This window comes from Sandaracinomonas limnophila (assembly GCF_004005965.1).
GTDB classification, from domain to species: Bacteria; Bacteroidota; Bacteroidia; order Cytophagales; family Spirosomataceae; genus Sandaracinomonas; species Sandaracinomonas limnophila.
The window spans coordinates 30,792-44,801 of sequence record NZ_SACY01000004.1 but is presented as its reverse complement, the minus strand read 5'-3'; the positions used below and the strand labels follow the sequence as shown (position 1 = coordinate 44,801).

Annotated in this window: 11 protein-coding genes; 7 read left to right on the top strand and 4 right to left on the bottom strand. The window is 36.5% G+C overall.

The genetic code is table 11. The features are described from left to right. The first annotated feature begins 1 nt into the window (after position 1). From EOJ36_RS08885 to EOJ36_RS08870, 4 genes are all read left to right on the top strand, one after another. Positions 2-910, top strand: coding sequence for an ABC transporter ATP-binding protein (locus EOJ36_RS08885; protein WP_127804517.1), 909 nt, complete (start codon positions 2-4; stop codon positions 908-910). A 200-nt stretch (positions 911-1,110) separates the two neighbouring features. Further along, positions 1,111-1,851: an ABC transporter ATP-binding protein gene (locus EOJ36_RS08880; RefSeq protein ID WP_127804516.1), complete on the top strand. Its 741-nt coding sequence runs from the start codon at positions 1,111-1,113 to the stop codon at positions 1,849-1,851. A gap of 1 nt (position 1,852) precedes the next feature. Further along, positions 1,853-2,953, top strand: coding sequence for an ABC transporter permease (locus EOJ36_RS08875; protein WP_127804514.1), 1,101 nt, complete (start codon positions 1,853-1,855; stop codon positions 2,951-2,953). Further along, the gene (locus EOJ36_RS08870) at positions 2,950-4,056 is read left to right on the top strand and encodes an ABC transporter permease (protein WP_127804512.1); all 1,107 of its coding nucleotides are present in this window, start codon (positions 2,950-2,952) and stop codon (positions 4,054-4,056) included. Before EOJ36_RS08875 ends, EOJ36_RS08870 begins: the two co-directional genes overlap by 4 nt. 173 nt (positions 4,057-4,229) lie before the next feature. Here the strand turns inward: EOJ36_RS08870 and EOJ36_RS08865 are convergent, their stop codons facing one another. From EOJ36_RS08865 to EOJ36_RS08855, 3 genes are all read right to left on the bottom strand, one after another. Then, on the bottom strand, positions 4,230-6,845 hold the full coding sequence (locus EOJ36_RS08865) for an outer membrane beta-barrel family protein (protein WP_127804510.1): 2,616 nt from the start codon (positions 6,843-6,845) through the stop codon (positions 4,230-4,232). A gap of 149 nt (positions 6,846-6,994) precedes the next feature. Beyond that, the gene (locus tag EOJ36_RS08860) at positions 6,995-8,458 is read right to left on the bottom strand and encodes an FG-GAP repeat domain-containing protein (protein ID WP_127804508.1); all 1,464 of its coding nucleotides are present in this window, start codon (positions 8,456-8,458) and stop codon (positions 6,995-6,997) included. 20 nt (positions 8,459-8,478) lie between these two features. After that, positions 8,479-9,258 carry an NUDIX hydrolase gene (locus EOJ36_RS08855; protein ID WP_127804506.1) on the bottom strand — a complete coding sequence of 260 codons (780 nt, stop codon included), beginning with the start codon at positions 9,256-9,258 and terminating at the stop codon, positions 8,479-8,481. 127 nt (positions 9,259-9,385) lie between these two features. Here EOJ36_RS08855 and EOJ36_RS08850 point away from each other — a divergent pair, with 127 nt between their 5' ends. The 3 genes from EOJ36_RS08850 to EOJ36_RS08840 all read left to right on the top strand — a co-directional run bounded on the left by EOJ36_RS08850 (position 9,386) and on the right by EOJ36_RS08840 (position 12,438). Then, the gene (locus tag EOJ36_RS08850; protein WP_127804504.1) at positions 9,386-9,763 is read left to right on the top strand and encodes a hypothetical protein; all 378 of its coding nucleotides are present in this window, start codon (positions 9,386-9,388) and stop codon (positions 9,761-9,763) included. Between the two features lie 103 nt (positions 9,764-9,866). Beyond that, on the top strand, positions 9,867-11,234 hold the full coding sequence (locus EOJ36_RS08845; protein WP_127804502.1) for an MBL fold metallo-hydrolase RNA specificity domain-containing protein: 1,368 nt from the start codon (positions 9,867-9,869) through the stop codon (positions 11,232-11,234). Beyond that, complete coding sequence (locus EOJ36_RS08840) at positions 11,224-12,438, top strand: L,D-transpeptidase family protein (RefSeq protein WP_164847881.1); 1,215 nt, start codon at positions 11,224-11,226, stop codon at positions 12,436-12,438. The genes EOJ36_RS08845 and EOJ36_RS08840 overlap by 11 nt, the downstream gene beginning before the upstream one ends. 290 nt (positions 12,439-12,728) lie before the next feature. Here EOJ36_RS08840 and EOJ36_RS08835 read toward each other — a convergent pair whose 3' ends face one another. Next, a complete protein-coding gene (locus EOJ36_RS08835) occupies positions 12,729-14,006 on the bottom strand; it encodes a prolyl oligopeptidase family serine peptidase (protein ID WP_127804498.1) in 1,278 nt (425 codons plus the stop codon). Positions 14,007-14,010: the final 4 nt, after the last annotated feature.

Genomic DNA, 14,010 nt, shown 5'->3' with positions numbered 1-14,010 from the left:
AATGGTAGAAGTTCAAAATCTTCATATCCGATACAAAGAGCAAAAGGATTTTGCCTTGCACGACATCAATTTGAACGTCGAAAAGGGAGAGTTGTTTGGCTTGATTGGTCCAGATGGTGCCGGGAAAACCAGCTTATTTCGGATTTTGGCAACCTTATTGCTACCTACCTCTGGCAGGGCAAGCGTAATGGGACTCGATGTGGTAAAAGACATTTATGCTATTCGGAGAAAATTAGGCTATATGCCCGGTCGATTTTCCCTGTACCAAGATTTATCAGTAGAAGAAAACTTAAATTTTTTTGCCACTTTGTTCGAGACAACGGTGGAAGAGAATTATGATTTGGTCAAGGATATTTACATCCAATTGGAGCCTTTTAAAAAGCGAAAGGCAGGACAACTTTCTGGAGGGATGAAACAGAAATTAGCCTTGTGCTGTGCTTTGATTCACAAGCCAGAATTATTATTGCTCGACGAGCCAACAACTGGGGTTGATACTGTTTCCCGAAAGGAATTTTGGGACATGTTGGGCAAGCTGAAAAAAACCGGATTGACTATTTTAGTTTCAACTCCCTATATGGATGAGGCAAGTAGGTGTGATCGAGTGGCACTTATTCAAAATGGGAAAATTTTGTCAGTGGATACCCCAAAAGGAATTATTGATTCGTTCCCATATCCATTGTTTCAAATCAAGTCGAAAGAAATGGCAAAACTGCACAAAGATATGATTGAAAGTAAATTGTTGCATAGTGCACATATTTTTGGGGAATGGAATCATTTGGTTTTTAATGATGGAAATACAATGGAACAATTAATTGATTATTTGTCATTAAAGGGGCACACAAATATTGTTTGGAAGGAAATTGCGGCGGGAATTGAGGATTGTTTTATTGAAAGAATGAGAGACCTATAGGACTTGGTCCCTGAGCTTGTCGAAGGGGGAATTTTATCAGTTAGTTGATAGGATTTAGTTTGTAATTTTTTTAGGGGACAAGGGCGCCCCTTTCCCCCTGCAAGGTACCTATTTTAATTAAAAGTTGTTTGATAAAATTATTTAAACCAATGTTCAATAGTACTAAAGTTCTTTTGTTCTAAAGTTCTATAATTAATAGCATGCAAACCGTCATACATACCGAAAACCTATGCAAAGCCTTTGGAGATTTCAAAGCGGCATATAACATTTCTTTTGAAGTGTATAAAGGGGAGATTTTTGGCTTTTTGGGAGCAAATGGCGCAGGGAAAACCACTGCCATGAAAATGTTGTGTGGTTTGTCGATACCAAGTTCCGGGAAGGCCACGGTGGCGGGATTTGATGTGTGGACTCAGACCGAAGAAATTAAAAGAAACATTGGGTACATGAGTCAGAAATTTTCATTGTACGAAGACCTTACTGTCTTGGAGAATTTGAAATTTTTCGGCGGAATTTATGGGATGTCTAGAGCTGAAATCAAAGAAAAATCACAGCAGTTGGTGCATGAATTAGGGATTTCACAATTTGCAAATCGCTTAGTGAAGTCTATCCCCTTGGGTTGGAAACAGAAGTTGGCTTTTTCGGTAGCTATTTTTCATAATCCAGCTATTGTATTTTTGGATGAACCAACGGGTGGGGTGGATCCCATAACACGTCGACAATTTTGGGACTTGATTTACCAAGCTGCTGCTCGTGGAATTACCGTTTTTGTGACAACACATTACATGGATGAGGCAGAATATTGTGATCGAATTTCCATGATGGTGGATGGTGAAATTAAGGCATTGGATACGCCAGAAAACTTGAAAAAGCAATTTGGAGTGGAGACGATGGATGAAGTATTTTATGAATTAGCACGTAAGGCACAACGAAAAGGAGATTAGTATGAAACAGTTTTTTGCCTTTATTAAAAAAGAATTTTTACATGTCATCCGGGACTCAAAAACCCTCTTGATGTTGTTTGGCTTGCCAATTGTTCAAATTGCCCTATTTGGATTTGCTTTGTCTAACGAGGTAAAAGAAGTGAATTTGGTCGTGTGTAATTTATCGAACGAAACAAAAGCCACCGAATTGATTCAAAAATTTGATGCGAGTGGCAATTTTAAGGTAGTTCAAGTAATTCACGATCCCAATGCCTTGGACCAATGGTTTAAGAATGGAAATATCAAAATGTGCCTAGTGATTCCTGCTCAATTTGAAAAAAATGCTGTTCGCGAACGAAAAATTGATGTGCAATTGATTGCCGATAGCTCTGATCCCAATTTGGCTACCACATTGGTCAATTATGGCAATCAAATCGTATTTGATTTTCAAATGAAATGGTTTGGTCAAAGTACATTGCCTGGAATTAATCCGGAAGTACACATGATGTACAATCCATCTTTGAAAGGAACTACCAATTTTGTGCCTGGAGTAATTTCCCTCATCATGATGTTGATTTGTGTGTTGATGACCTCTGTTTCGATTGTCAAAGAAAAGGAATTGGGAACGATGGAGGTACTTTTGGTGTCGCCATTTCACCCATTCTTCATTATCATAGCCAAGGCGATTCCCTATTTTGTGCTCTCTCTCTTTAATTTGAGCATCATCGTTTTCTTGTCAATAAATTTATTAGACATGCCGATGGAGGGTAGTATATTGTTGCTTTTTGCAGAAAGTGGACTATTGATTTTAGTGTGTTTATCGCTAGGTTTACTGATTTCCAACACAACCAATTCACAACAAGCAGCCATGTTGATTTCTTTGTTGGGCATGCTGATTCCAACCTTAATTTTCACAGGATTTTTGTTCCCTATTGAAAACATGCCTAAACCCCTTCAAATTATCTCCAATATCATGCCTTCCAAATGGTATTATATTATTGTCAAAGATATAATGATCAAAGGCCTAGGGATCAAATACTTTTGGAAGGAAACGCTGATACTGATGGGAATGGCTATTTTTTTATTGGCTTTGAGTTTAAAAAAGTTTAAAATTCGACTATGAGAAATATCCTGTATATCATCGAAAAAGAGTTTAAGCATATTCTTCGGAATCGGTCGATTTTGCCTGCTATTTTTGTGGCACCCATGATTCAATTGATCATCATGCCGCTGGCAGCCGATTACGAAATCAAGAATATCAATTTGGCAATTGTAAGTGGTCATTATTCTTCTGAAACCCAACATTTGATTCAAAAAATCACGTGCTCTGGCTTTTTTAAATTGGTGAAAGAAACCAGCAGTTTTGAAGAAGGGAAAGAATTGATTGAAAAAGATCAAGCCGATTTGGTATTGCAAATCCCGAACGATTTGGAAGAAAATTTGGTAAAGGAAAAGAAAGGGAAGGTCTTGATTTTTGTTAATGCGATCAATGGTACCAAAGCCAATATTGGGGCTACCTATTTATCAAGTATTTTAAAGACCTACAATTTAGAATTTATCCAAAAAGAATTTGGGCTGACAAATCCAGTGGATCTGCGCTACAGTAATTGGTACAATAAATTCATGAATTATCCATTTTTCATTGTTCCAGGAGTATTAGTTACCTTGGTGACCATGATTGGCGCCTACATGTGTGCTTTGAACATTGTGAAGGAAAAAGAATTGGGTACTATCGAGCAAATCAATGTGACGCCCATCAAAAAGCATGAGTTTATTTTGGGCAAGTTAATCCCCTTTTGGATCATCGGATTTTTTGTGTTTTCGGTAGGTTTCTTTTTTATCGGAATGGGTATTTATGGCATTCGTCCGCTAGGCTCAATCTTGTTATTGTATTTGTTTTTAGCGGTCTTTTTGGTGGCGGTTTTAGGATTAGGTTTATTGATTTCAACCTATTCACAAACTCAGCAACAAGCCATGTCGGTCGCCTTCTTTTTCATGATGATTTTTATGTTAATGAGTGGCTTGTTTACGCCCATCGAAAGCATGCCCAATTGGGCTATTACCATGGCAAAATTCAATCCGGTTACTTATTTTATTGAAGTGATGCGTATGGTGGTTTTGAAGGGAAGTGGCTTTGCGGATATTTCAGGACATTTATTGAAAATGCTCGGATTTGCCATCTTTTTCAATAGCTGGGCCGTGTGGAATTATCGGAAGACTGTGTAAAAAAATTACAAATAAGTAGGACAAATAGTGGGTGTTTTTTAGTAATTATGAATTATGAATTATGAATTATGAATTATGAATTTATTTTTTAATTAACAATTAACAATTAACAATTAACAATTAACAATAATTTCCTCATAACTCATAACTCATAATTCATAACTCATAATTTTTTAATTCGTTTGCATCGATTGATTCGACTGTTCCATGCCATTATCGCCACCTTTTTTGAACATGCTGTTGGTCATTTGTCCAAAACGGATCGACAAGTTCAAGCGAATGTTTTGAGGATTATTCAAACGGTAATACGTTTGAGTAAATCCATCTCCACTGCTCACTTGTTGGTTTCCTCTTGTTCGGAATAGGTCGTTGAAAGAAAGTGTGACCGTTGCTAAATCATTCTTCAAGAATGATTTTTTGAAAGCTAAATCAAGTCCATAGAATGGCATAATGTATCCTTGAGATGAACTTTGTGCTTGCATACCTGGAGGGCCTCCACCACCCGGACCCCCTTGTCCTTGATTTTGTGTTACTGGCATATTGGTCTTTCCTTGGTAATCAAAACTTAATTGAATAACATACTTTTTAGGTAAAGTAAAGTTGTTGTTTAACTTACCAAATACTGTCCACATGGCATCTTGTTGAGTCGTATTTGCAATATTACTCATGTTGATTCTCGAGTTGTAAAGATTTAAACTTGAAGTAATATCCCAATAACGAAGAATTTTATTCATGTAAGTAAATTCAACTCCGTAGTTATAACTTGAATTTGCGTTGATAAACGTGTTGATTAGATCTGTCTTTCCACTAACCGGATTCACATCTTTGCTCAAATAACGTGTAATTAAATTATCTGTGTATTTGTAGTAAAGTGAGGTCATAAATGTACCAGATCCCTTTGTTTTGCTGTAGGATAATTCTCCAGATGTAGTAAATTCTGGAACTAAGTTTGGATTACCTCTTTGAATATTCAAACTGTCAGAATAATCAATAAATGGAATAATTTGGAAAAAATTAGGTCTATTTACGCGACGAGTGATGCTCAACTGAACTTGATCTCCACCTTTTAAGCTTTTGCTTAAGAAAATAGATGGGAAGAAATTCAATGGATATTTGTTACTAAATGTTTGACTTGTCGCTAACAATTTACCATCGTAAAAAGAACTTTCCTGGCGTAAACCAATTTTGTAAGAGAAGGTTTTGCTAGGCTTTCCTTCCAATGAAAAATAAGCTGCATAAACCGAGTTTGTACTTTCATAATTTGTTGATGCCGAAGGAATATTTACGTACGTATCCGATCCAATTCCCTTTACCAAATTTTGGTTTTCGTTTTTCAAGGTATTTGAATTGATACGAATACCAGTTTCAATTTTCTTGCCATTGGCCAATGGTTTTACATAGTCAATTTGGTAAGTGAACATGGAATTGCTTCCTGAGCCTATATTTTTTTGTACTTGGTTTCCTGTAATGTTTCCTGCGTTATTTAAATAGTTGGTGGTAGTAATGGTATTTCCTTCATTTGTACCGCTAAATAAATTTAAGTCAGACGACAATTCTTCACCTTGAGTCGGGAAATTATGTCTAAAACCTAATTGTAATCCCATTGGCTTGAAACTTCTTTCGCCTGTTGAAATACGATTGCTTTTAGAAGTAATACCAGCAACAGTTGTAGTTAATTGAATGTCGCTATTGGGTTCCATGTGGCCATTCGGAAACATTCCAGCAGCAGATAAAGTAGTTCTGTTGGTTACATAATAATCCAAGCCCACACGAGCAAAGGTCATATTACCTCTCATTTTGTTGGTAATATCTTGTGAAATAGTAGAAGTAACATCTGAAATCGTATTTGTACGCTCACTGTTACCAATACCATTCATTCGGTTTCTCATGTTCATCACCATGGCAGAGAAATTAACTTTCCCTTGACGAACATTGAAGTTACCCATGAAATTGGTTCCACCGTACTTATCGCCACCTGCATTAATCATTCCATTATAGCCACTTTTCTTGTTTTTCTTCAAGATCACATTCAAGATACCAGCCATACTTCCAGAAGCATCATATTTAGCAGAAGGATTCGTAATTACTTCAACTTTTTCAATCGCGTCTGCAGGGATTTGGTCTAGGGATAAAGTGGTAGGACGACCATCAATAAACAAAGTCGGAGCGGCATTTCTTACTTTCACGTTTCCATCAATATCAACTTGAACTGATGGAATATTACGCATCAAATCAACAGCAGTACCACCTGCAGTCACGATGTTTTTATCTACATTGAATGTTTTTTTGTCAACATCTAAGTCCATCAATGCTTTCGTGCCTGTAACAACCACAGCTTCTAATTCCTTAGAATCTGTTTCTAATTTGATGTTTCCTAAATCCTTTTCCAAGGCCGACATCATTTTTGCTATTACTGCTGGATCTGGAGCTTGTCCTGGTTTAAATCCACCCTCCATCTTTGGCATTTCAAAAGAAACATCCTTTTCAAACGACTTATATCCAATAGAACTGATTTTCAATTTCAATTTTCCCATCATCGGTAAATCGGTTAAATTGAAATCTCCATTTAATTCAGATTGCATCGCTTTTAAAGATACATCCTTGTTCTTTTTAGTTGCAGCGTCAAAAGTTGAACGCATGATAACAACCGTTGCAAATTCTACAGGTTTTCCCTGGGTGTCTACTACTTTTCCAAATATTCTTCCTTTGGGCATATTTCCACCTTGTGGAATTTGCGCAAAAGCTCCAAAAGTTAGGAGAAATAAGAATAATAAACTTACTTTTTTCATAAGGCTAATGTTGATGATTAATTCTTCGTCGAACAATCGATGGCGAAATTGCTAATTCTTTTTTTATAGCAAGGTAAAAAATATACCAACGGCTGAATTTATAGATGAAAGTTGGATTTTTTGCTATAAACTAAAAATTAGTAAATAGACTACAAAGGTAAGCGAATTCCCTTAAGTGGCATCGATGTAAATTGAAAATTCCCTAAAAATAATTCTCTTTTGCCCTTTACCTTACCTAATCGCATGGTTAAGGGGTTAAGCCTAGGGGTTTTGATATATTTGATATTAAATTGCATTTTTCCTTGATTGTAAAAAATCATAAGCGTTTCTGACTTTCTAAATTCTTCTTCAACAAAGTTGGAAGTTGCCGCAAAATCGGTTTGTCCATCTCCATTGAAATCCCCACTTAAGACGGTTGTTGCCCCATAAATAGGGAAGAATTTTTCTTCTTTCCAGTGATTGGCAAGGGTTTGAGAATAGATGCGAACGCCATGGTAATTTTTCTTGCAATAGGAGTAGTCCGCATTGTCGCCCATGGCCAAAAGTATTTCTTCTTTTCCATCTTTGTTCAAATCGGCCATTTCTAGGAAACTCGTTCCATAATAAGAGGGCAAATTGATTTGTTCAATCTCTTCAAATTTGCCGTTTTTCTTGTTTATGAATAAACTTACACGTTCGCGTGCCTGCGCCATCAGGACATAAAAGTCCATAAATCCGTCTTGGTTTACATCACGCAACACAAAGTTTCTAGCGCCGGGCATTGTACTTAGACTCGTCTTCTGTTTTGTTTTTCCATCAAACAAAGAAATTTCGCCCGTTTCAAAGCCAAATTCAGCTATTAAATAATCTTTGATACCATCCTTGTTAAAATCTTCGTACAAGAAATCAACGGGTCTATGCAAATTCATAAGGACGGGATCTATACCTTGTGGATTTGCAGGATTCAATTTGAATAATCCACCTTGCTTGGATTCAGTGGGATTCATATTTCCTCCGGCGCATAAAATTAGGTCACCATGAATTTGAACTAATGCACTTGGAAGCTGTAAATTAGAAACTTTGCCTGTTTTCCAATTTTCAACTTTAACTTTTCCTTGGACATTGGATAGGTAGATGTTGTCACCCTCCGAACCAAAGAAAGTTGTTCCAACACGGGGAATATTTTCTCCTTTTTCTTCAGTAATAGGAATAGTTACCAATTCCGAACTGCTTTGTTTATGGGTTTGAGGAAGTGGTTTTTCAGGAGCATTTGTAACATAATAATCAACAATGTTTTTCCATTCTTTTTCGGTAACTACCGGATTCATTGGATAAATTCCTTTTTCCGTGAAATACGTGTAGTCTTCGTAAGATAGGGTTTTCAACATTTCATCCATGTCGCCCAATCCCATTCTTTTTTTCATTTCTGGCAACAATTTCTTTTCCCAAACAGACTTTGGAAGGATAGATGGGTCAGGAAATTGGTGGCAACTTGCGCAATGAGTTTTCGCTAATTTTTCCCCTTTTTGTTTTCCGGAATTCCAAAGGAACCAGGTGAAAAATCCAACTACGGCAAAGGCAACAAGTGAAATGATGTAAAGTTTTTTCAAAACGAATGCTAAAATTTGGGACAAAAATACGGTTTTTAGTCCTTTTAAACCAAAACAAATCCTTCTTTGAGCATTTGTTCGTAAACCTCCTGATTGAATTTATAAAAGGTGGGTGCCCTATGTGCTCCAATATTTCTTTTTTCTTCCGTTTTTTCAATCAAACCAAGACCAATTAATTTATTGGGAAAGTTGGAAGCGTGAAGATGCTTGCCCGAAAGAATTTCATATAGATTTTTGATTTCTTTCAAGGTAAATTTATCTGGAAGGAGGGTTTGTCCAATCGGGTAATGATATAAATGGATTTTTAAGGTATGTAAAGCTTCACTTAGAATTTCCTCGTGGTCAAAACCCAAGCTTGGAATCTCGTCGATGGGAAACCACTTACATTCGGAATTGAAAATATCTATTTGTGGTTGTGATTCTGACAAATTGGAAACGGCATAGTAGCCAATAGAAATCGACTGTTGTGTCATCCATGTGTTTTGTGGAACATCGAATCCTGCTATTTCAGCAAACTTATTGTAATCGAATAAATCTTTTTGAATATTTCTATTGGGCTCTCCAAAAGTTTTAAATTGTCTAAAAAACAATTCGTCCATTCCAGTTCGTTCTGTAGTAATTCTCTTAGCTGCTTGTTCTAAATTTTCTTCCTTTAAAACAAATCCACCTGGCAAAGCCCAGCGAGTAATTATGATATTTTTGGAAAGTAAAACATGTAGTTTCTCCTTATGAAACCCAAATATGGCACAATCAATGGATATGCCATCTCGGAATCTCTTGTATCCCTCCGTAAAAAACGCCTCTAATGACTTATTTTTTTCCATTTATCCGATTATTTGTTAAAAATTAGGAAATGATAAAATTCTCCTATAATTTTATTTCCTAAGATTTAGTAAATAAATTTTCAGCAAGTATAAACAAAAATTTTATAAACCTTAAATTATTTAAAAAATGAAAAATGTAAAATTGTTTTTAGCAGCAGTTGTATTCATGTTTGTTTCAGTAGCTGCATTTGCCAAAACTGCCCCTAATCCTACGTATTATGCTGGAAAATGGGCATTTGAATTTAAAGGCTTACCAAATGGAGATGGGAAATTAATTTTTGATTTAAAGAATGTTGAGGGAAACTTAACGGGTGTTATCACAGATGGTGCGGGTCAGGAAGTATCAAAAATTGCAAGTTCGAGCTTTGAAGGAGATGATTTAGTGTTGGCATTTTCTGCTCAGGGCTATGATGTAACATTGACCATCAAGAAAAAAGACGAAGACCATGCAAGTGGAAGTTTGATGGGAATGTTTGAAGGAGAAGGAACTCGTATCAAGCAGTAATTTAGAGATTAATCGATTAAACCTATTTTGAAAATTTGAAAATCCTCTCTATTCGGAGAGGATTTTTATTTTTTATCTTATCTTAGTATAAAATAATTCCAGAATGGGTAAGAGTCAATTTAGTATTCAGTTTTTAGGAGCCGCGAAAACCGTTACGGGCTCCAAGTTTTTTTTAAAATTAGGAACTGTTGGTATATTGGTTGACTGTGGCATATTTCAGGGGTATCGGGAAATTAAGGAAAAGAACGAAGATCCACTTCCCATTAAAATTGAAGAAATTGATTATGTTTTATTGACCCATGGACACCTTGACCATGTGGGCTATTTGCCTAAATTAGTTAAGGATGGTTTTCGTGGTAAAATATATGCAAGTAGTCCAACTCTTGATTTGGCAGCTATTATCTTAATGGATTCTGGTAAAATCCAAGAGGAGGAAGCCCTTCGTAACTCTCGATTTCACCCACATGATGAACCCGAAATCCCCATTTATACCGCAGAGGATGCTCGGGAAGCAATTCGACACTTTCAACGTGTGGAGGAGGGTGATTGGATCAAATTAAGTTCAGAGATTTCGGTTCGGTTTCAATACATTGGTCATATTTTAGGAGCCTGTTTTATTGAAATTGAATACCAAGGTAAACGAATGGTTTTTTCAGGAGATATAGGTCGACAAAAGGAAATACTACTTAAATCATACAAAAAACCTGAAAAAGCAGATTTATTATTGATTGAAAGTACTTATGGTAATCGCGTGCATCCAGATGAATCTGGAAAAGAAGCTTTGAAACATGCAGTATTGGAAAATGCTAAAAGAGGAGGTACCTTAATTTTGCCTTGTTTTGCCGTAGAAAGAGCACAAACTATGATGTTTTTGCTATGGGAGTTGTTGAATAAAAAGCAAATTCCACCCATTAAAATGGTCTTGGATAGTCCGATGGCCGCAGAGGTCTTGGAATTGTTTAGTCGCTTTCCATCTTGGCACAAAATTTCAGTGGAGGATTTACATGCTTTATCTAGCCAATTTACGATCATTAAAAAATTCAAAGAATCTTTGCATTCCGTAGAATCAGATGAACCTAAAATCATTATAGCTGGAAGCGGAATGTTGAGTGGTGGGCGTGTATTGAGGTATTTGCAAAAGTATATTAGCGACCCAGATTCAACGGTGGCTTTAACTGGTTTTCAGGCGGTGGGTACTAAGGGAAGAAGATTGGCAGAGGGTGCTTCTACACTAAGAATATATGGGAAAGATTATCCAGTAAGGGCCAGAATAGTCAATTTTGAAATGTTCTCTGCCCATGCGGACCAAAATGATTTGTTAGATTGGTTGTCTGATATTCATGTAGCGCCCGAAAAATTAATGTTAATTCATGGCGAGGAGGAAGCTACACTCGAGTTGCAGGAGATTTTGAAACAAAAAAAAGCTTGGGATTCTTATATTCCAGAACCGGATGAAATTGTTGAGTTATAAGGTTAGGGTAGTTCTTTCGGGTTTCATAATCCTAGGTATTTCAGCTTGGGGGTTTGTACAATTTTCGAGAAATAATCCCTCGAAATACACCAAAGTTGCTAAGAATTTAGATAGTTTAATAACTCAATCAGAAACGGTTTCCTTACAAGCAAAAACCTATCAGAATGTCTTTTTAGATTCCTTAAAAAACGGCCTTTTGGTTGATTCTGACAGCGCACGAATTAGGAAAAAATTAGAGCTTATTGCAAATAAATTTTTTCATGATTTCAGGTTTGGAACCCAGAAACCGAGTTTGCGTTTTGAAGGTTTTAAGTTTGATTTGAAGGAAAGCGTTTTCAAAAATAAAGTCAATTTGGCTGTTTCAAAAGGAGATTTGAATGATTTGTTTCGACAAATTAGCGAAACAGAATCTAAAGAAGTGCAAACCCTTTTACAAGTGAAAAGGGATTCAACCCATTGGAAAATCTCACAGAAAAATTTGATCGATAAGGCCATTCAAGAATTTCGTTGGTTACATCAAGTGAAACGATATTATCCATTGGTTTTGATAAATATTCCTGCCACAGAATTGAAATATTTTGAAAAGGGGGAGGTAAAATTAGCAATGAAAACAGTTGTAGGTAGGCCTGAAAAACCTTCTAAAACCCTTTCAAGTAGAATTAAAACCATGATTATGTTTCCCCTTTGGGAGGTTCCTAGAAGTATAAGTGTTGAAGAATTAGTCCCTGAAATTCAAAAAAGGATTCGGTATTTCCATGCAAGTCATTTGCTAATTTACAACCGGAACAATGAGCGTGTGACTCCGGAATCAGTTCCGTGGCATCGATTAAACGCTAATTATTTTCCGTACCGGATGGTGCAGCGAACAGGTTATTGGAACACTTTGGGATTACTTAAATTTTTGTTCGACAATCCATTCAAAATGTATTTGCATGATACCTCTGAAAAGAAATTATTTGCAAAGGAGAAACGTTTTTATAGTCACAGTTGCATCCGTTTAGAAAAACCTCTTGAATTAGGAAAGTTGTTTTTAAATGGCAATTCCATTGCCTTAGATACCTTGAATCCAAACACCAAACAGGTTGATGTTAGTCCGATTTATTTACCAGTAAAACGCACCATCCCCCTCATCATATGGTATTCCTTGGTGGATTTCAATGATAAGGGGGAGGTGAGGTTTTTGGAAAACGTTTATGGGAGGTAAGAGGTAAGAGGTAAGAGGTAAGAGGTAAGAGGTAAGAGGTAAGAGGTAAGAGGTAAGAGGTAAAAGGTAAAAGGTAAGAGGGAGGGGCACTTTGGAATATTAATATCAGTAAATTGATAGGAACTTTATTTATTTTTTTGTTGGGGAAAACACTCCCCTTACCCCCTGCAATTTACAAGTTTTAAATAAAAAAAAACTGATATTTTTCTTTTCCCAAAGCCTGGATCAATATGACCTCATACCTCATACCTCATACCTCTTACCTCGTACCTCATACCTCATACCTCAAATTATTTCTTCTTCCCTGTCGGCAATTTCTGCGCCGCAAGCCATTCCATAATTGTAACTGGTTTTCCATTTACTTTTACAGGGCTGCCGTCCATGTCTTTGGAAGCTCGATTATCATGCGAATAGATCCACGACCAGTGACCCATGTATTGAAAATTTTCACCGCCAAAAACACCAGTTACGTCTGTAACATGGTCGTAGTAGCTTAAATACGTATTTTTCGCACCAGCGGCTTTTAAGCGATTGTACATTGGAACAACAGTTTCGTCAGGTTTAGTTGTATTGTCGTCTTTTGAATGAACAAACCAGATGGGTATATTTTTAATTTTTTGAATATCAGCATCCGTGGCAAATTCAGATTTATATGCTAAAGCTGAAATATAACCAGCGGCAAAATATTCAGGGTGAAGGAAAATAAGTTTCAATGACATATAACCGCCATTTGAACAGCCGCCTAAATATATGCGTGAAGCATCAATGCCTGGATTGTTTTTTACCACATCTTGAATTAATGCGAAAAGAGCTTCGTTGTAAATATCATTTTCTTTTCCTGAAGTAGATCCATTTGACACCGAATGCATCCAACGAGTGGGTGTTTGAGGAGCCAATACATAAGCACCTTCAAAAATTGTTTGAATGGCGTCAGACGCATAATTGTTTGCCTTATTTCCAATAATGGCAATAGTTGGGTCTGTGCCACCTTCACCACCACCGTGTAACCAAATCAATAATGGCGACTTTTCTTTTGCTGTTGTGGGTTTGAATAAACCGTATGTTAGGTTGATGTCTTTATGGGAAAACTTACCCGAAACATCAAATTTGTCGGTTAATCCTAAGGAACGGCTTGACTCTTTGTTCCAGATTTGTCCCGTTTTAGCATTTAAAATGGTTAAGTTGTAATCTATCCATTTATTACCACCTGTTCTAAAATATTGAATAGGAGATGCGATGGAATTAGTTGGTCCAACTGCTAAAAGAAGTGTTGCAAAATTTCCTGATTCTGTTTTAAAGCCTTTTTCATCCGAAATAAAAGCAGTTAAAATATCTCTTTTTCCTGCGGCAACAGCTGCAGGGATTTCACCTTGTGTTGAGCTTCTTTTTACAAAAATTTGAAAATCGGCTGCGGAAATTTCTTTTTGAGTACTTCCAAGTGGAATAATAACCTTGTTTGCATTGGGCCCCCAATCGAAACCTTCTATACCTAAATGATAAGTATTTTGGGCAAATGCAATGCTTGAAATAGCTAATAAGAAAATGGATAAAATTGATTTAATTTTCATGTTT